The organism is Candidatus Woesearchaeota archaeon (genome assembly GCA_016928155.1).
Taxonomy (GTDB): Archaea; Nanobdellota; Nanobdellia; order Woesearchaeales; family JAFGLG01; genus JAFGLG01.
In genome coordinates, this window is record JAFGLG010000007.1 from 212,320 (window position 1) to 231,001 (window position 18,682).

Consider the following 18,682-nt stretch of genomic DNA (forward strand, 5'->3'; position numbering starts at 1 on the left):
GCTGTGTCGTCAAGAGGAAAGACAACAGTCTGATCCCATCCATTTCGCGGCTGAGGATTGATGGTCGGGACCTATAGGATAAGATGTGTGATGAAAATGCATGACAAGTACTGATTATGCATCTAATATTTGACAGATCTATTTGATATATAGCAAGAAGATAGCTAATCTGTTTATCTTGCGCCGTCTGCCTGTCGCTCGACCTCGAGCTTCTTCGAGATGGCGTTGGACTTCGCATCACTGCTGTATGCCCAGATGATCTCATCAGCGAGGCACTCCTGAATACGCTTCTTTGAGTTGAAAGACTTCTGGAAAGCGCCCTGCGTCATGAGCCTCAAAGCAAGATCTATCCTCCTCTGCGGAGAGCACTCGACAGCCTTAGGATACCTCGCCCCACCATATTCTATTGTGATTATCTCCTCTCTCTGTGAGGCATTCTCAACAGCACCCACAAGAACCTCTACCGGATTCTTCTTCAGCCTCTGTTCAATGAGCCTGAAAGAGTCAAGCGCTATCTGGAAAGCCTTGTTGCCCTTCCCTGTCTTTGTCCCGGAAGTCAGCTTGTGCTTCTTGGACTTGTGGCCCGGGATCATTATCTTGTTGATGAATCTCTCGACGATGGTCAGCTTTGACTTGCGGAACATGGTACCTATATGCCTCCCTGAAGTCTTAGGGACAATCCTCGGCTTGAGAGTGACATATCTCTGGAGGCCCATGTCGCCTACCACTATGCCCTCTGTGCTCCATTTGTTGAATATCTTTATATCATCCATCTTATCATCTGCACCACAATAATCTATCCCATAATGATAATCGTCATGATAATAAATATGACCTATCTGATAAATCTGCTCTCTCTATTTCCTTGCCTTCTCTATCCTTCCTTTCAATAATGCATCCAAGCTCTGATCATTGACCTTGATGACACACCATCTGACACCAGGGATATCCCCTTTAGCCCTGCCCATCTTGCCGCCTATGCATTCGATCATGACCTCGTCGTGCTCATCAATGAGCTTTGTGGCCCCATCGCCTGGACAGAATGCAGTGACCTGCTTGCCGTTCTTGATCAGCTGGACCCTCACGCACTTCCGCATGGCGGAGTTAGGCTGCTTTGCCTCAAGCTGAATCTTCTCAAGGACAATCCCTTTTGCCTGGGAGCTGCCTTCCAAAGGATCAGACTTCTCCTTCAGGTTCAATATTCTCCTGACAAAGTACTTGTTGTTCCATTTAAAAGTGCTCCTTCTCTCCCTGAGCTTCTTTCCAGCATTCATCCCCCTTGATTTCTTTGTCATAGTAATCCAGATTTTTTTGGGTCCTTTATATAGTTTTCCTGTTATTATTATACAATTCAAGGCTTAAAAAAGGCAGGCCCAGCTTATATAACCTTTATCTCCTCAAGTTCAAAAAATCTCTTGACAATTGATTCAGTGTTGCGCAGATTCTGGGCATTCCTGCCAATAAGCAAGCCCTTTGTATTTGTATCAGCTCCATTGATGGTCAAAATACCACCTTCAAACCTGAAACCAGTTATTTTAAGCGGGAAAACCAGATTAGAGATGAATTTGTTCATTTCTGGGTCAAACTCGACAATCCTAATCTTCTTCTTGAGCAAATCCTCAATCTTCTTTATATTGATGCCTTTCTTGCCGATGGCCTTGCCTATATTATTAGGCATGACAACAAAGACAACACGCTCAAGCTTATCGATGAAGCAATCCTTGAGCTTAGCACGCGTAAGTGTCTCAAAGAGCTCCATGTACTTCATGAGGTTCATGTCGTATTTTATCCTGGTCAATTTAGATCCCTACTTCAGAACGCCAAGAACAGAAATAGCATGCCTTCTCTTGCACATCGCACCAAGCTCATCATTCGTGGCATCCACCTTCTCAATCCTGAACTCACTTATCCCCTGATACCTCTTGAGCTCTGAAAGAGTCGAATCTGCCGCATTGCTTGCTACAAGGACCCTGTCGATCCTGCCAAGCTTGATGCTCTTGATGGTCTTCTCAGTGCCCATGATCGCCTTTCCTGATTCCATCATTTTCAACAATTCAGATCCTTTCATTTTCATCCCTGCATAACAATTGATTTAAATTTTTTATCCTGCTGCCGCACCATATATCACTGATACATCACTTGAACTTGGTCACAAGCTCAGGAAGGCCTGTACCCAGCGGGATAGGCTGGTTGAGCATAACATTCTCAACAACGCTTGTCAGCTCATCCTTCTCCCCGACAAGAGCAGCATTGATTATATGCCTAATAGGCGTCTCGAAAGAGGCCCTTGCCAGCACACTGGACTTGTCCCTCACAACACCATACCTGGTGATGCCCTTGATGCTCCCTGTCAGGCACATGGTGTCTGCGACAAGCATGATGTGCCTTATGTCCACATTCAGGCCCTGCCCCTCAATGACCTTGTAGACCTCATTGATGACCGACTGCCTTGCAGCCTCTATACCCAGTATCTTCGCTATCTCAAGCACATCATTGGTGGTGGTCCTCTGCGAATCGACGCAGTCGATGTTCAGGACCTCCTTGAGATTGCTTCCTGCAGTTATTATCACGAACTCCTTGCCTCTCTTCACAGGGAGGACCTGGCTGATGCCCTTGACACCTTTGATGTGTATCTCCTTGAGCCTCTCCTTTATCTTATAGATCTCATTGAGGTTCCCTTCCTTCTCCTTGACCTTTATCCTTATGATATCGCCGTCAAGCTTCACAGAGAACTCCTTGTAGGTCTTGTCAAGCATCTTGGAGACATCCTGGCTTGAAAGCTCATAATCCCCAAGCTTCCTGATGTTGAGCCTCACCTCAATCTCATTCTCCGCCATGTTGACGATGAACTCAGAGGTGACCTCTTTCAGTGTGGTCTCCTTGATCATGAGGGCATATTTCTTTATGTTATCGCTTGTGGCATCAGTGAAATAGATCTCCATCATAGGGGTGCTTATCTTCTTCCTGCCGTCGAGAATCTCGATTATCCTCGGCAGTCCCATGGTGACATTCATCTCTGCGACACCGGCGAAGTGGAATGTGTTCAGTGTCATCTGGGTGCCTGGCTCGCCGATGGACTCGGCAGCCACAAGACCGACAGCCTCGCCGGCCTGCACCTTGGACCCATCGTATTCCTTCACTATCCTGTCGCATATCTTCCTCAGCCTGGCTGCAGGTATCTTTTCAGGAACATATTTCCGGATCTCGTCTATGACAGAAAGCGGGAGCTTGTCCTTGTATTCCTCAAGTATCTTATCCATCTTAAGCGCCCTCCATCTCCTGCTCAACGATCTTTTTCACATTGATCTTGCCGCCCTCGCTCTTCGATACATCCATGGAATCCTCTCCATACCTGAACTGGATGATCCTGTTGGAAGCTTCCCTCACAGTATCATCATACTCCACCTTCAGATCCTGCAGGGCATTGGCGAGACGCCTATAAAGATAACCTGACTTGGGAGTCCTCAGCGCAGTGTCCATCAGGCTGTCCCTCCCTGTCATTGCCTGGAAGAAAAACTCATGCGGCTTCAGGCCGTCCCTGAAACCCTTCTTGATGAAACCATGGGCATCAGGTCCGAGATCATCCTTCCTGAAACTGGGAAGAGTCCTTCCTGTGTAGCCCCTGTTGATCCTGCTGCCCCTGAGAGCCTGCTGTCCTACACAAGCAGCCATCTGAGCCATGTTAAGCGGGCTCCCTTTTGCACCGGACTCTGACATGACCAGACTCCCGGTATGCTTGGTCGTGTATTCAGACACCAGCCTTCCTGTAGTGTTCCTTGCCTTGTTGAGGACCTCAAGTATCTTGAGCTCAAGCGTATCACTGATGCTCTTTCCAGGGAAAGGCTCCAAAGTGCCGTCATAGAATGACCTGATGAACTCATCGACCTTCCCGAAAGCCTCTTCCCTTGTCTCCTCTATCTTCTGGGCAGCTTCCTTGCTGACATCGCTGTCTGATATAGAGCAGGTGAATCCGAGCTCGAATAGCACCTCGATGCCAAGCTTGAATATCTTGCCGATATACTCCACCATCCTGTCCTGGCCATACCTCTTATGGAGGTTCCTCAGGAGCAATCCCTGGCCTTCGCCGAGATTTGCCTTGTCCATGACCCCCTCAATGAGCTGGCCTTTCCTGATCGTGACATAATAATTGCCCCTGTCCTTCTTGGAGATCTTGTCCTCCATCCCGGGCTTGAACTTCTTTGTGTATCCTGTATAATTGAAATCATCCGGCAGGATCACAGAAAATATCTCCTTGCCGCTCACCATCTTCTTGTCAGGCAGCTTTGAGAAGTCATCGACGCCGGCATTCGCAAGCATCCTGACAGCCTTCCATTTAGGGACCTCGAACCAGTCCTGGGTCAGCAGATAGTTGCCTGATATGGCGTCCTGGGTGCAGCCGATTATGCTCAGGCCGAACCTCGGCGAGATGAGCTGGGTCTGGACCTCCATGAGGATCTCAGCCTCTGCACGCGCCTCCTCTGTCTGCGGCACGTGGAGGTTCATCTCATCACCGTCGAAATCAGCATTGTAAGGCGTGCATACAAGAGGATTCAGCCTGAATGTCTTGTAGGGCAGTATCCTCGCCCTATGGCACATCATGGACATCCTGTGCAGCGAGGGTTGCCTGTTGAATATGCAGACATCCCCATCCATGAGATGCCTCTCGACGACAAAACCTGGCTGAAGCTCTTCCAGCAGCTGCTCCTTGGTCTCATCTGTGATCTTCTTCTTCCTGCCGTCCGGCCTCACTATATAATTGGATCCCGGATACGCAGCCGGCCCCCTCTCGATAAATCCTTTCAGATACTGCATGTTCCATGTGTTGACCACTTCAGGAACAGTTAGTTTCATGGCGACAGACTTAGGAATCCCGACCTCATTAAGCTTGATCCTCGGATCAGGCGATATGACTGTCCTTGCAGAGAAATTTGTCCTCTTGCCTGCAAGATTGTGCCTTATCCTCCCCTCTTTTGACTTGATCCTCTCTGTCAGTCCCTTGAGGGGTTGGCCTGACCTGTGCCTTGCCGGCGGGAGCTGCGGGACATTATTGTCGAAGAATGTAGTGACATGATATTGCAGCAGATCCCAAAGGTCCTCGATTATGATCTCCGGAGCTCCTGCATTTATGTTCTCGAAAAGCCTCTGGTTGATCCTGACGATATCACCAAGCTTGTGGGTGAGGTCGTCCTCTGACCTCTCGCCAGATTCAAGAGTGATGGAAGGCCTCATAGTGACAGGAGGGATAGGCAGCACTGTAAGCACGACCCATTCAGGCCTCATCATCTGCGGGTTGATGCCGAATACAGGGAGATCCTCATCAGGTATCTTCTCCAGCCTGGACCTTATCTCTATAGGTGTTATCCTCTTCTCATTCTCGAGGAAGATGGTCGGCTTTTCAAGAGTTATCTTCTGCTGCCTTGCCTTGCAATAAGGGCATTTGTTGATTGTCTTCATCGATGCGATGATCTCCTTGATCTTGCTCCTCCTGGCCTCCGGGCCGTATTCCTCGTCTATCTGTTCAAGGGTCTCGGCATTCTTGTCTATCTTGTTCTTGGGTATAAGTATCCTGCCGCACTCCTTGCATGTGCACCTCAGCAGATTTAGGATTATATCGACGAACTTAATGTGGATCACAGGCCTGGCCAGCTCGATATAGCCGAAGTGGCCTATGCATTCCTTGAGCTTAGAACCGCAGGTCTTGCATTTGAGCCCAGGGTCGATGACTCCGAGCCTAATGTCCATCAGGCCTCCGTCGACCGGATAGCCTTCCTTGTCATAGAGCTCAGGAGTCACTATCTTGGCAGAAGCCATCTTCTTGACCATCTTAGGTGAAAAAATGCCGAAAACAATGCTTTCGATCTTCTTATGAACATAGTCTTCCATCTGATCACCTAGTATTTGTTCTTGAGCATCAGCTTAGGATAGATGCCCAGGGATTTCAATTCATCCAGTATTAGCTTGAAAGCGTACGAGACCTCAATCTTGTTGACCTCGGTGCTGTCGCCGCACACTGTGCAGTGGCTTTCATTCTTGAACTCATTGTAGATAGCGATGATGCCGCACTTCTCGCATACAGGGACAATGGTCCTGTCGCTGTCGAACCTCTCCTTAAGGAGCAAAGAAGCGCCGTGCGCGACAAAGGTGTCCTTCTCCATCTCACCAAGCCTCAGGCCTCCTTCCTTCGCCCTGCCTTCTGTAGGCTGCCTTGTGAGAAGCTGGATAGGCCCTCTTGCCCTTGCATGCAGCTTGTTCGCCACCATGTGCTTGAGCTTCAGATAATACATGCTCCCGATATATATCTTGGCCTCAAGGATCTCGCCAGTGATGCCGTTGTACATGCATTCAGTGCCGTCTTCCCTGAAACCCATCGCCAAGAGGTCTTTCCTCAGGTCGCTGACCTTCTCTGCAGAGAAGGTGGTGCCGTCGATATACCTCCCGATGAGAGATCCTGTCTTCCCGGTGACAAGCTCTATCAGGTGTGAGATGGTCATCCTAGAAGGGATACCATGCGGAGAGAAAATGATGTCCGGGGTCATGCCGCTTGCTGAGAAAGGGAGATCTGTCGGCGGGACTATGAGCCCGATGACGCCTTTCTGGCCGTGCCTGGATGTGAACTTGTCGCCGACCTCTGGGATCCTCTGGTCCCTCACCCTCACTTCGACAAGCTTGTTGCCTTCCTCATTCTCTGTTATCATGACAAAATCGACTGTGCCGCCTTCGCTGTGCTTCACTGTAGTGGAAGATTCCCTCCTTATATTCGAGGTCAGCGAGTATTCCTCGACATCGCTCAGGAACCTGGGGGGACTTGTCTTGCCGATGATGACGTCCCCTTCCTCAATGACCGCTTCAGGGGAGATGATGCCATCGTCCTCAAGGAACCTGTAGTCCCTTTCGCTCTTGTAGCCCCTGACCTCCTTGTCGGGGATGCAGACCTCGTCAGTCAGGCCTCCTGCATACCTCATCTCCTCAGCCACTGCAGGCCGGTAATATGTCGACCTGCCAAGGCCTCTCTCTATGGAAGCCTTGTTGATGATGATGGAATCCTCCATATTGTACCCTTTGTATGACATGACAGCCACGACCACATTCTGCCCGTTCGGATGCTTGTCATATTTCGCGATATCATAGGTCACTGTCGATGTTATAGGTATCTGCGGCGTGTGCAGGATATTCACATCCATATCCATCCTTATCAGATAGTTCGCAGCGTAGAAGCCGAGGGCCTGTTTCTGGTTCTTGCCCCCCATGGCTATCCTGATAGCCTGCGAATAATTGGCATAAGGGACAAGCGATGTGACGATCCCGAACATTGTGACAGGATCAATCTCGAGATGCGTATTGTCCTTCGTGAGCCCGGCTGATGTGTATGCGATCAGCGCGTTCTCCTCCTCAGAAGCGTCGAGGTATTCTATGACCCCCTGCTTGACAAGGTCAGAGAAGGATATCTCGTTTTTCCTCAGCTGATCGACATGCTTGTCCAGGAGGAGACCCTGGCCATCTTTCACGACGATAAGCGGCCTCCTGACCCTTCCCTTGGAATTCTCTATCCAGACATCCTTAGTGGTCTGGTCAAGATGGATGTTGCAGTTGATAGATATGAGGCCTTTCCTCCTGTCCTCGATGACCTGCTGCACAAAGCCTTTCGGCTCCTCGATGGTGCCTATGAATTTGCCGTTAAGGAATACATCAGACATTTTATCACCTTAAAGTCTTGAGACCGTAATTCTTGAGGTTCAGCACGAGATCCTCCTCCGGGAGAGCCTCTGTGACAGACGAGAGCAGGGCAAGGTTCTTCCTCAGGCCGATGTTGGTGCCTTCAGGAGTCTCTGAAACGCACAGCTTGCCATAATGTGTGGGATGCAGCGCCCTTGCCTCAAAATTCTCCTGCGATGCCGAAAGCGGGCTGACGACCCTCTGCAGATGAGAGAGTGTCTCGAGGAAGTTCAGCCTCTGGATCCTCTGGCTGATGCCTTTCCTGTTCCCGACCCATGCGCCTGTAGCCATGGAGCTGTATATCCTCGATGTCAGCAGGTTGTCCCTGATTATGACCTTTATCGACGGGAACTTGCCCCTCTTGACTATCCTCTGGAAATTATAGAGCAGGTCGCCTATGAGGACCCTCAGGTTCACCCTGATGAGGTCGGCAAGAAGATCGCCTGAAAGCTTCAGCCTCTTGTTCATGTAATGATCCTTGTCGTCGAGATGGAGCTCGCCGTTGGACACCTTGATGTATTTCCTGACAAGCTTGCACAGGTTGTGCGCCTTGAACAGCCTGTCCTTCTCTGTTATGCCCAGGTGAGGGAGCAGGTATTTGTCGATGATCTCCTTGATCCTCTCCACCCTGATATCCTTGGACTGGGTGATGCCTGACTTCTTGGCGATATAATCCAGGGCCTCTTCTTCAGTCTTGATATTGACGAACTCATACAGGTTGATGAAGATCTCGTCCATCTGGTCCTCTCCGGCGATGGCCTTCATGATGTCCTCATCCTTGAGGAGGCCCAATGCCTTGAGCATGACAACGATGGGGATCCTCTTGACCCTGGTGAATGTTATGTAGATTATGCCATCCTTGAGCTCTTCAATCGTGTGCGGTATCTTGTACGAGCCCTGCTCTGCAAAGATCTTGCCGACATACTTGCTTAGGCCAATCGTGGCCTCTTCGACAAGCATCCTGTTAGGCGCAAGGTCCTCTATATTGACAAGGACTTTCTCAGTGCCGTTGATTATGAAATACCCTCCCGGATCATCAGGGTCCTCCCCATTCTTGATGAGGTCTTCCCGGCTCAGGCCGTGCAGGTGGCAGAACCTCGACTTGAGCATCATCGGGAGGTTGCCTATCTGGGTCTTCAGCGAATCCCTCTGCACACCATTGATGTGGGCAGAGACCTCTATGAAGATCGGGGCAGCATAGGTTATCTTCCTGAGCCTCGCCTCAATAGGGTAGATCACCCGTTTGGAGCCGTCAGCCTCAGTGATCTCAGGCTTCGAGATCCAGATCTTGTCGAGCCTTATCTTGAACTCGTCGACATTATGGGGGATGATTGTCGGCTCAATCTCCTTGTTCTCCTCAATGATGTTCTGGAGCTCTTTCTCGATGAGATTGTTGAATGATTCGATGTTAGAATTGACGAATCCGGTCTCCTCGAAATATTTCTTCAGAACAACCTTTGAAGCCTTATGATCATACATCTGTGACCACCCTGTAATATTTTGAGACGCCTGCTGTGGGGCTTGATCTCTCAATCATAATGATGTCCCCTTCTTCAGGCTTCAGGTCAGCTATCGCGGGGTCGCTCTTGAATATCTTTGGGAGCCCTTTTGAAGTCACTTGATAAGTCTCATACAATGCTTTGGACTCAGTCTTATTGAGCTTGGTGTGTTTGGGCACCAGGTTATGTGTCTTGATATCAAATTTTTCTTTCATTTTGACTCACAAGCTTTGTTTTTGCCCATATCATCAGCGAAATATGGGCCGGACGGGACTTCCTAAACCACTTTTTTGAAATTTTTAGTGGCCTTTTCGGACCCGCGACCACCTGATTCCCTCAATTTCGCCTTATTACGAAATTTAAAAGTCAGGTGCTCTACCAGGCTGAGCTACCGGCCCAAATTTAAACGCCCTGGCCGGGATTTTCGTTTCTTGATCGAATTCGAACCCGGGTCGAAGCCTCGACAGGGCCTCATGATGGACCGACTACACTACCAGGGCATTTTATCTAAATAAGGCAAAACTTCGGCCTTTCGACTAAAAAGCGATATTTCCAGCTTTAGAAGTCAAAAGAACCTTTTATGGCCATAACTGCTCCAAATTTCTTTTATTTTTAAATGTTATGTTTTTTGCTTTTATTGATTTAAAAATCATTTTTGATCAGTACTTCACCACATTTATCATTATTATGTAGTAACTATAGAAATATTTATAAAAACTTCCTAAAGCCCATGCTCATGGCACTTGAGGAGGACATTGCATCCATTCTGAAGCATAAGAAGGTCTATGTTGGTGTCGATATCATGATCCTCTGCTGTGCTGAGCCTTCTAAATATATTGCAAACTCCCTGAATGCCGGATCAGGATTAGTTAGGCACCATAAATGCCCGGGATTCGACAAAAATCGGGAAACAGTGCTCAACCATAGGATAAGCAAGCTCCTGATTAATTTTGACGCGCAAGGCAGGATGATGATGGATGGTTACAGCCACTACAGCCTCATTGAAGACAGATCCGGGATAGAATTCTATGGTCCTTCAGATTCTCGCATAGAGGGTGCAGTCCAAATCGGTTTCCATCCGACAAATGGAATTGCCATGATAGGTGTGCCTGGCGGAGCCCTCTCACTTAGCCCAGGCCTATCAGGCCAGGGTTCATTTGTCAAAGCAACCATAGGAGGCATGCTGATATATGAGGACAGGGCGCTGATGAGAAGCAAGCTAGTGAAGCTGGAGAGATACCCCACAGATGTTGTCGTCAGAGAAAAGGGATGCACCCATATGCTCCCCGGCTTGCAGCGAGGACCCTTCAGCAAATCCCAGACAGATCAGGCCTGGATGGCAGGGATTGATGAGCTGGCAGGATATGTCTCTATGCTGGAAGCAGACCATAAGATTAGGCTCCAGAGAACTGCAGTCGATTACATCCGCTTTTAGTCCCAACCTCTAGTTCGCAAACTTTTTTATATCCACAAATGATTCTTCTGATAATGAAACTGCTTATCGCAACAACAAACAAGAGCAAGTTCGAGAGATATAAGCTCCTGCTCTCACAGTTCATGGATGCTGAGATAAGCTCACTGCTGGATTATGGAGTCATCGATAATGTCGAAGAGGATGGGGCCAACGGCGCAGAGAACGCCCACAAGAAAGCCCTCGCCTACATGCAGGAGCTCTGCATCCCGACGCTGGCGATCGATGAGGAGCTCTATCTGGATTTTCTCCCTGCAGACAGGCAACCCGGGATGAATGTCAGACGTGTAAACGGGAAGAGGCTTTCAGACGATGAGATGATCGGGCATTATGGCAGGCTCATCGACAATGCGCTGCCTGAGAAGAGGAAAGGATGCTTCATACACAACATCTGCCTTGTGCTGCCGAACGGAGAGTCTTTCCATGCAAGATGGAAGCATGATGGCCTCTATTTCAGGACATCCCCTCCTGGGCCGAGGCTTCAAGGATACCCCTTCGCATATTTTGTATACGACAAGAACTCCGGGAAATCAAGGGCGGAATTCAGCGATGACGACTGGATAAGGAATGATGCAGAACTGATCGAAGTGCTGCGCAAGCTTTTCATAAGGGCATTCTGAATGGATTCGGGAATTCATGATGCCTTTCTTGCATGGATCAGATGATTCGGCTGGTTGTGATGATACCTCTGGCAGACCGGCCTGAATCCCATGCCAATCCCATACCCAGCATCTGACAAGCCTTTAGCCACTGCCAGATTGACGAGCTGCTTCGCTGCTATGGCCACCCTTGACAGATAAAATTCTGATCCATCATAGCCCGACCCGCCAGGATCCCTGCCAAGCTCTTTGCCATCAAAGATGAAAGACCTGAAATCACCTTGCAGCAACCTGAGAAGATTCCCAGTCTGCAGGCCATCAAGCCCGCAATTCTGCTGTGTCAGGCCGATAATGACATCCTCCCCTGCTAATTTCTCAAGAGCTGAAAGGGAGAGCAATATTTCGTGAGGCTGCCTGAGTTCTGCAAACCTCAATGCCCAATAAGCAAGATTCCTGGGGCTCTTGAGAGATATGAGCACAGAGTGCCTCATCCTCAGATCAGGGAAAAAAGCCTTGCTCTCGCCAGAGATAACTCTTTCCAGGTCTGCATTATGAAAAAATATATTTCCATAGCCAAGAAAGTCAGAAGCGTGGTCATAATGATCATATGCATGGAATTCTGCCTGAGGACTCCTCTCTGCAATCCTTTTAAGATAAGCATCTCCAGTATGAGACCCGAAATCCAGGACCAAGGAAGAGTTGTCAAGGGCGTTCAGGAGATTATCAGGCCTGCCATCAGGATCCATTCCAGAGACAATGCCTCTGAAAGCTTCTTCCACTCTGTCTACATGAGTGATTGTCTCCTTGTAGATGTCATGCTGGGGTGTGCAGTCATCAATCTGATCCAGGTCTGCCAGGCAATATGTCCTGAAAACAGACAGATCCCTTGCAACAGGCATGACAACTGAAGAAGACAGAGAGCCGTACCTTTCAAGGAAACCTAATGTGGAATGTATTGAACTATGCAGGTCCATAAAAGGGGGGTGATGTGACAGGTTTATTATTTTTCTGGTCAAATCACGCCGAAATAAAAATCCCTGCCCAATAAATATAAAAACCTCTGCAGATACCTATCTGATGATAATTATTTGATGATAATTATCTGTTCGGGGGTGCACCATGAGCCTAGATGTGATTGTCCTAGTAAAGCCAGAAGCATACCAAAGACTGGATGTCAAGGCTGCTGAAGGCTATTTCAAGGCTGAGCAGAGAGTATTATCTGCGCTGAAAGAAGGCCTGATTGAGCGGGGCATAGAACAGATTGCAGGCCTTACCGGGTTCTCAGACCAGAACCTGCCGGCCGAGTCACCAGCAAGAACTGTGATAGAGCTTGATGACATCAATTTTGTCTTATCGACAAGTGTGAGGAGGACAAACCCCCAATACCAGAAAGCGATGGACAAGATAACAGGATTCCTAGAGGTCCTCGCAAATGACTGGAAAAAGGGCATAAGGAAAGACAATGTCAGGACCTATGATGGCAAGCCTTTTGTCGAGTGGGATTATCTCATGCAGAATGTCCTTTTCTATACTTCCAGGGTGACAGGACTCGGGGTGCAGACCCAGATCGAGAGCATCAGCGCACCTTCCCAATATGATGAGCCTCTTGACAGGCTGGCTGTCCCTGTCGCGCTCATGAGAGACTTTGACATCAGGAGACCAGGCACTGCAGAGCTGTGGTACAGGGGCAGGAGATTCTATGACGATGTCGAGAATGCTTCTGTGAAGCCTGTGAAGAAAGAGCTGGCCCGGAAATCCAAGGTTACTCTCGACGAGATGCCTCCTGAGACGCAGAAATACTGGGAACAGCTGGGCGCTTACCTGTTCACTGTGCAGAGCATCCCCTCCCCAAGACGACAACCAGGAAAAGTGCATGACAGGCTTTTCCTGATACCAGAAAAATCAAAGCCGAAGGGAAGCACAGCACTCCCCCTGATACACGACCCTGATAATTACACTGCGCTTCTTGAGGAGTACAGGCCAGGAATCCAGACCGCATTGAAGAGATGGAAGAACCTGGAGGGCAATATCGGAGAGATTGTGACCTTCTATTATGGGATAGAAGATGAGGCGAAGGTCGCAGAGCAGTTCCCTTACCTGCCTGAATACAGCGTGAAGCGCGACGGCAGCAAGACATTTGTCTCAATACAGGCATTATACGACCGCATCATGGCCCTGGAACAGGACTACACAAAGAACAGGCTGCTCAGGAGACATACGCAGTCGCCGATAGTCTGACCTGGAAAGGATAATCATCCAGATTGTACCCTTGATCCAGATTTCAGATTGTGCTGTTGAAGCCGAAATGATATTTCCAGTTAGAATCCACGTCCTCAAGGCCGCAGCCATCATCAATGCCGCCTTCGGCAAGGGCGTTGTACCACTCTTTCCTGTTGCTTTCAGAATTCATCAGGACAGTCCTGCACTTATCCCCATCTACTATAGTGCCCCCTGTCATGCATCTGTCATTAAGGACAAAGCAGGGTATCTTGTCCTCGCAGAAATCCCATTTCCCTTCTGAGATCTTATCGTTCTTGATCTGGTTCCTGTTCCAGTCAAGGCTGTGATAAGTCATGCAGAAATCCATGATCGACCCAAAATCCTTTATATTGTCGCACAAGGATTCGCAATTGTCAATAGCCTTCTCCTGGGTCTGTCTCACATCATACTCAGTGGAAGCTCCCTGCATCTTGGTAGTGCTCTTCTCTGTGAACCTGAAGAAAAGATTGAGGACAACCAAAGAGATAATCAACAATAGGAATAGCCCAAATATCATTGTCAGTGATTTTTCACCCTTTTTCAAAGACATGGCCATGCAAAGAGGGAAAGGATTTATAAAATAGATTGTTTTGAATGCCTATTTTGGCAATCTCATTTAGAGTGATAGAGATGCACTACCCAATATAATTCTCAGGGTGCTCGTAAATATACTGTCTTGACACACCAATCTCGACCACCTTGCTATCCTCTGCGGACGGCTTCGCATAAAATGCGCTTATGACAATCACTGGAGAGTAGCCTTTGCATAGGGTGTTGTTCCTGTCAGGTGCGCAGTGAGAGCAGTCGCCCCAGCCTTCTGGCTTCACATTTGCCGGAAGGCGGTCATGCTCAGAGCACTGCCTGATGCACATAATGACTTCATCTAAAGAACTGGTCACATCAGTTGTGGTGCATATCTCTGCAAGCTCTGCTGTCTGTGGCAACTTGAGATCAGGTAAGCATAGCTTATATTTATATGTTATCATACTTTATCATATATTAGGACACAAAATAGGAATACTGGTTGGAATATCGTGTCTGGTTGGGATATCATGTTTTGTAGGAAGATCAGGTAATCATCAGGTGATCATTTATCAGCTGAAACCAATGCCCTGATCCAGCCTTGATTTAAGAAAGATATATAAATCAACGCCCAATAAAGTGCTCTATGGAACAAAAATTCATCATATTGTTGCCATGCATTTTTCTGATTGCAGTTATCATTGCCGGCTGCGGGCATTCCGGGGATCGGGATGTGGAGCAGCCTGCTCTCCCTGATGAAGGACCCGGAGCTTATGATGCACCTGGGGCCGAACCTGAGCCAGACACAGGGACAGCAGAGGCTGATGAAACAGAATCAACAGAACCAGAAGAGCCTGCTGCTGATATTGAAGTGAGACTGACAAAAGAGAAGACCATGATCCCGTCTAAGCTGACCATCAGCAAAGGCACAACTGTCCGGTTCTTCAATGAAGAGGAGAAATATAATCATAACCTGATAATACATCTTGCGGATGTGAAAGTGACGTCGAAAGATGACATAGTGATCCAGAGCGGAAATTTCGGGCCGGGAGAAACATGGGAATTCGAGTTCGAAGAGTCAGGCATCTACACTATCAAGGACATCTACTCAGGCACAATGAGAGGCGAGATAACAGCAGAGGTTGTCGCCGGGGGATTCATGGAGCTCTACAATTCAGCAGAAGAGATCAGCAAGGTCTTTGTCAGATAAACCATCTAAACCCCAAAATTATCAAAATTATCTTAACTATCTCCTCATCATATCCCATATGGCTTCCCCAATAGCCTGCCTCGTTTCTCTGCAAAGCTTGACTGCAGTATCTTTACTATCATCTTGTGGATGGAGTGCCGGAAGTATCCTGAGATGGATTGTGCCAGGAGTGACATCCAGGCTTTTTTTAGGAAGTATGCCTGCTGCCCCGTATGAAGCAACAGGGATTATTGCCAGACCTGCCCTTGCTGCAAGATTGAAGGCTCCCATCCTGAAATCACTCATGGAATAATCTCTTGAGGAGCTTCTGGTGCCTTCAGGGAACATCACGAGATAATATGATTCAGGATCCGGGTCCTCCCCCATCCGGCGCACTGCGTCTTCAAGACTGCTGTAAGCCTGGCGTGGATTTGACCTGTCTATGATCGGCATCCCTACAGCATGCATCCCCTGCCCAAAAATTGGGATGTGAAATAGCTCCTTCTTTGTGCCGAAATACTTCCTTCCAGGAAACATGAGGAGAGCAGGGATGTCAAGCAGAGAAGTGTGGTTCTGGCAGATGATGCCAGGTCCGCGGACGAGATCATCAATCCCATCAACCTCAACATGCACACGGAGCATATCAAGGACCCTCTTTGAGAAAGTGAAGGCATGCTCATACACATCCTGCGGTGTGACACCCTCTTTGAAGGAATCAGATCTGATTCTTGCGACAGCATCAATAACATAGTATGCAGCCATAGCGGCCTGATAAGTCTTCTTGAGCATAATGCGGGGTAAAGAATGAGATATTTATGCTTTGCTATTGGTCTGATCAACATGGTTATAAGAAGATAAAGAAATCATTGCCTTTTCCTGCTTTTCATCGAGAAAAGCACAAGAGTCATTTTATCATATCTGCGACTGCTGCGCTCATTGAAGCAGGGAAGGTCACAATGATTACTCTCTTGACTGCAAGGATCCAGTCAGTGCTCCAAGGGGCCCTCTGGATAAGGGTCAACAATATAGCGACGACAAAAAATGAGAACACATATGTGAAGATGACCCTCTTGAGGAATTCTTTCCAATGGTCACCCATCTTGTTCTTATAATAATTGTAATAGACAAATGAAGCAATGAACATCAATGAGATTGCCAGAAAACCTGTGATATTCCTCAAAGGCAATGATGCTGCAAGATTCCAGACCTCTTCTGTTAAACCAACCGGAATCGCTAATATCGAAGCCCCTATCATGACCTGCAGCATATCCTTAGGCCTGAACCTGATCATCAACGGAGTGATGAACTTATGCAGTATGTGACCTTTTTCATCACGGACTGTGACAACCTCCTTGAACTGGTTGCCGGCCATGACAACTTCTTTCTTAATCTTGGTTTTTCTCATGATATCACTGGTTCAGTGCCACATAAAGCATGAATTGGCCGCTGTCTTTTGACAGCTTCCCGCTAGTGATCTCTTTGCTCACCTTGGTAAAATGACCAGAGGAGCATGCTCCTTTCACATACCATTCAACAGACCGAATGCTGCAAGCCTCACAAGGGTTCTGATAATCCAATCCGCCAGAACCGCAAACCTTATCTTCCTCACCTTCACATATCTCTGGCCTTGGAGAAGTGCAGTAATAAACAGGAACAACACCCTCTGATATGAGGACTTCAAAATCCTTGATAGGCCGCTGTTTGAGCTCATTCCACTCATTGTCAATAATGGCCTGGATGACCCCACCATTCTGGATGACAACATCCATTATGTGAGGTGTGATGACCTGCGCGACCACCTGACCAGACCTATCACCATAGCCGGCGTGGGAGGAATCGAAAGAGAAAATGAAAAGGAAGCAGTTGTCGCATCCCAAGACCTTTGATTCCTCCAAGACCAGATCCTGCCCATCAAACCCGTATGTCTGGCTGCCCAAAACATAAAGTCTTGCCTTTTCCCTGCTGTCATCCAAGCTGTAGCTTCTCGGTACCGGGGCACATGCTGCCAAGACGAGTGAGCATATAATAATGCAGATCGCCAAAGACCTCATCTTCTATCTCCTTAATGCAGAACCAACAATAGCTGCTGCCGTGACAATACCTGCTGTCATCACAACTGTGTTACCAGCCACATTACCTAATCCGGCCCATCTTGCACCTATCTTGACCATCCACACCGTAAGCATGAAGTACACGATGCCCAAGAGTATCATGAAGACAGACGCAAGAAGTGTCACACCGATACCCTTCATAGTATCAACAAACGACATATAGATCACCTCAAAAGCATCTAGGAACCGGTTATTTATATAATTGACCCAAATCATCCAATAAATTGAGAGAATATTTATAAATTCTGACTGCAAACAATGATCTGGGAGTCGATATGAGCCAATATATTTTCAAATATGCACTAGCATTGCTCAGCATAATATTCATAGGCCTTGTTGACTTTTATTCCGGGTATCTGATCGGTTTCTCAATCTTCTATCTCATCCCCATCATATTCATCGCCCTGAATCATGGCAGGAACAAATCCACAGCATCAGCAATATTCGCAGCTTTTGTCTGGGGTGTGGCAGAATTCTATCACCCGGAGGTGCCCATAGCTTACACAATATGGAACTCCTTTGTGCGATTGGCCATATTCATCATTATATCCCTGACTGTGAACCGACTCAAGGAGAATATCGAGAATGAGAAGAAGCAGAAAGAGAAGCTTGACGAGCTCAACAAGCTGAAGAACAAATTCCTGGGCATAGCAGCACATGACCTGCGAAATCCTATGGGTATCATCAAAATGTATTCAGCCATCTTGCTGAGCAAGGATATCAAGAGTCTCACTGAGGAGCAGAGAAGGTTCATAAAAACAATAGATGAGCAAAGCAATTTCACGCTCAGGCTCGTAGATGACCTCCTGGACTATTCGAAGATCGAAGCCGGCAAGATAGATCTTCAGCTGGCAGAGCAGGATTATGCAGAGATGCTGACCGGCATCGTCAGCCTTAACAAGACATTTGCCGGAATCAAAAAGATCGAGCTAAACCTGGACATCAAAGATAAGCTGCCCCATATCATGATCGACAAGAGCAAGATCAATCAAGTCCTAAACAATCTGGTGATGAATGCCATAAACTATTCAAATGAGAACACCAAGATAATCATTGTAGTGGAAAAGCAGAAAAATTCGGTCTTGACCAATGTCATTGACCAGGGCGCCGGGATACACAAGAAGGACCTCAAGACCATATTCGAAGAATTCGTCAGCGGAAAGAACCAGACAAGGACCATAGAGAAAAGCACAGGCCTCGGCCTTGCAATTGCCAAGAAGATAATCGAAAGCCACAATGGAAAAATAGGTGTCAAGAGCAGTCCTGGCAAGGGGTCAACCTTCTATTTCACATTACCAATAAAAGAGCATTCAAACTGA

The 18,682-nt window shown here is 47.8% G+C and carries 21 protein-coding genes and 2 tRNA genes; 5 read left to right on the top strand and 18 right to left on the bottom strand.

Annotated features, from left to right (window positions below; all coding sequences use genetic code 11):
* Nucleotides 1-173 precede the first annotated feature (173 nt).
* The 11 genes from JW968_04560 to JW968_04610 form a co-directional block, all read right to left on the bottom strand.
* Entirely contained in the window at nt 174-773 is a 600-nt protein-coding gene (locus JW968_04560) for a 30S ribosomal protein S7 (protein MBN1386215.1), read from the bottom strand.
* Nucleotides 774-857: 84 nt separating this feature from the next.
* On the bottom strand, nt 858-1,295 hold the full coding sequence (locus tag JW968_04565) for a 30S ribosomal protein S12 (GenBank protein MBN1386216.1): 438 nt from the start codon (nt 1,293-1,295) through the stop codon (nt 858-860).
* Between the two features lie 83 nt (nt 1,296-1,378).
* Nucleotides 1,379-1,798 (bottom strand): NusA-like transcription termination signal-binding factor, encoded by a 420-nt coding sequence (locus JW968_04570; protein ID MBN1386217.1) that lies wholly within the window; start codon nt 1,796-1,798, stop codon nt 1,379-1,381.
* Between the two features lie 9 nt (nt 1,799-1,807).
* On the bottom strand, nt 1,808-2,068 hold the full coding sequence (locus tag JW968_04575; protein MBN1386218.1) for a ribosomal L7Ae/L30e/S12e/Gadd45 family protein: 261 nt from the start codon (nt 2,066-2,068) through the stop codon (nt 1,808-1,810).
* 67 nt (nt 2,069-2,135) lie between these two features.
* Nucleotides 2,136-3,260 (bottom strand): DNA-directed RNA polymerase subunit A'', encoded by a 1,125-nt coding sequence (locus JW968_04580; protein ID MBN1386219.1) that lies wholly within the window; start codon nt 3,258-3,260, stop codon nt 2,136-2,138.
* Between the two features lies 1 nt (nt 3,261).
* Nucleotides 3,262-5,883 (bottom strand): DNA-directed RNA polymerase subunit A', encoded by a 2,622-nt coding sequence (locus tag JW968_04585; GenBank protein ID MBN1386220.1) that lies wholly within the window; start codon nt 5,881-5,883, stop codon nt 3,262-3,264.
* A gap of 8 nt (nt 5,884-5,891) precedes the next feature.
* Nucleotides 5,892-7,694, bottom strand: coding sequence for a DNA-directed RNA polymerase subunit B (rpoB, locus tag JW968_04590; protein ID MBN1386221.1), 1,803 nt, complete (start codon nt 7,692-7,694; stop codon nt 5,892-5,894).
* Between the two features lie 4 nt (nt 7,695-7,698).
* Nucleotides 7,699-9,192 (bottom strand): DNA-directed RNA polymerase subunit B'', encoded by a 1,494-nt coding sequence (locus JW968_04595; GenBank protein MBN1386222.1) that lies wholly within the window; start codon nt 9,190-9,192, stop codon nt 7,699-7,701.
* Nucleotides 9,185-9,427: a DNA-directed RNA polymerase subunit H gene (locus JW968_04600; GenBank protein ID MBN1386223.1), complete on the bottom strand. Its 243-nt coding sequence runs from the start codon at nt 9,425-9,427 to the stop codon at nt 9,185-9,187. Before JW968_04600 ends, JW968_04595 begins: the two co-directional genes overlap by 8 nt.
* Before the next feature lie 44 nt (nt 9,428-9,471).
* Nucleotides 9,472-9,610 (bottom strand) — tRNA-Lys (locus JW968_04605).
* 9 nt (nt 9,611-9,619) lie between these two features.
* A tRNA-Asp gene (locus JW968_04610) sits at nt 9,620-9,712 on the bottom strand.
* A gap of 236 nt (nt 9,713-9,948) precedes the next feature.
* Here JW968_04610 and JW968_04615 point away from each other — a divergent pair.
* Nucleotides 9,949-10,647, top strand: a complete 699-nt coding sequence (locus JW968_04615; GenBank protein MBN1386224.1) for a hypothetical protein — start codon at nt 9,949-9,951, stop codon at nt 10,645-10,647.
* A 53-nt stretch (nt 10,648-10,700) separates the two neighbouring features.
* On the top strand, nt 10,701-11,303 hold the full coding sequence (locus tag JW968_04620; GenBank protein ID MBN1386225.1) for a hypothetical protein: 603 nt from the start codon (nt 10,701-10,703) through the stop codon (nt 11,301-11,303).
* Nucleotides 11,304-11,317: 14 nt separating this feature from the next.
* Here JW968_04620 and JW968_04625 read toward each other — a convergent pair whose 3' ends face one another.
* Nucleotides 11,318-12,256 carry a hypothetical protein gene (locus JW968_04625; protein ID MBN1386226.1) on the bottom strand — a complete coding sequence of 313 codons (939 nt, stop codon included), beginning with the start codon at nt 12,254-12,256 and terminating at the stop codon, nt 11,318-11,320.
* A 145-nt stretch (nt 12,257-12,401) separates the two neighbouring features.
* Here JW968_04625 and JW968_04630 point away from each other — a divergent pair, with 145 nt between their 5' ends.
* Nucleotides 12,402-13,520 carry a hypothetical protein gene (locus tag JW968_04630; protein ID MBN1386227.1) on the top strand — a complete coding sequence of 373 codons (1,119 nt, stop codon included), beginning with the start codon at nt 12,402-12,404 and terminating at the stop codon, nt 13,518-13,520.
* Between the two features lie 43 nt (nt 13,521-13,563).
* On the opposite strand, the gene JW968_04635 is transcribed toward JW968_04630, so the two are convergent.
* Nucleotides 13,564-14,091: a hypothetical protein gene (locus tag JW968_04635; GenBank protein MBN1386228.1), complete on the bottom strand. Its 528-nt coding sequence runs from the start codon at nt 14,089-14,091 to the stop codon at nt 13,564-13,566.
* 85 nt (nt 14,092-14,176) lie between these two features.
* The gene (locus JW968_04640; protein ID MBN1386229.1) at nt 14,177-14,485 is read right to left on the bottom strand and encodes a hypothetical protein; all 309 of its coding nucleotides are present in this window, start codon (nt 14,483-14,485) and stop codon (nt 14,177-14,179) included.
* Between the two features lie 224 nt (nt 14,486-14,709).
* Between JW968_04640 and JW968_04645 the strand changes: the two genes are divergently transcribed.
* Complete coding sequence (locus JW968_04645) at nt 14,710-15,273, top strand: hypothetical protein (protein ID MBN1386230.1); 564 nt, start codon at nt 14,710-14,712, stop codon at nt 15,271-15,273.
* 36 nt (nt 15,274-15,309) lie between these two features.
* Here the strand turns inward: JW968_04645 and JW968_04650 are convergent, their stop codons facing one another.
* The 4 genes from JW968_04650 to JW968_04665 all read right to left on the bottom strand — a co-directional run bounded on the left by JW968_04650 (nt 15,310) and on the right by JW968_04665 (nt 17,522).
* Nucleotides 15,310-16,041, bottom strand: coding sequence for a 1-acyl-sn-glycerol-3-phosphate acyltransferase (locus JW968_04650; GenBank protein ID MBN1386231.1), 732 nt, complete (start codon nt 16,039-16,041; stop codon nt 15,310-15,312).
* Nucleotides 16,042-16,156: 115 nt separating this feature from the next.
* Complete coding sequence (locus JW968_04655; protein MBN1386232.1) at nt 16,157-16,657, bottom strand: DUF2391 family protein; 501 nt, start codon at nt 16,655-16,657, stop codon at nt 16,157-16,159.
* 4 nt (nt 16,658-16,661) lie between these two features.
* A complete protein-coding gene (locus JW968_04660) occupies nt 16,662-17,303 on the bottom strand; it encodes a hypothetical protein (GenBank protein MBN1386233.1) in 642 nt (213 codons plus the stop codon).
* 3 nt (nt 17,304-17,306) lie between these two features.
* On the bottom strand, nt 17,307-17,522 hold the full coding sequence (locus JW968_04665) for a hypothetical protein (protein MBN1386234.1): 216 nt from the start codon (nt 17,520-17,522) through the stop codon (nt 17,307-17,309).
* 116 nt (nt 17,523-17,638) lie between these two features.
* Here JW968_04665 and JW968_04670 point away from each other — a divergent pair, with 116 nt between their 5' ends.
* The gene (locus JW968_04670; protein MBN1386235.1) at nt 17,639-18,682 is read left to right on the top strand and encodes a HAMP domain-containing histidine kinase; all 1,044 of its coding nucleotides are present in this window, start codon (nt 17,639-17,641) and stop codon (nt 18,680-18,682) included.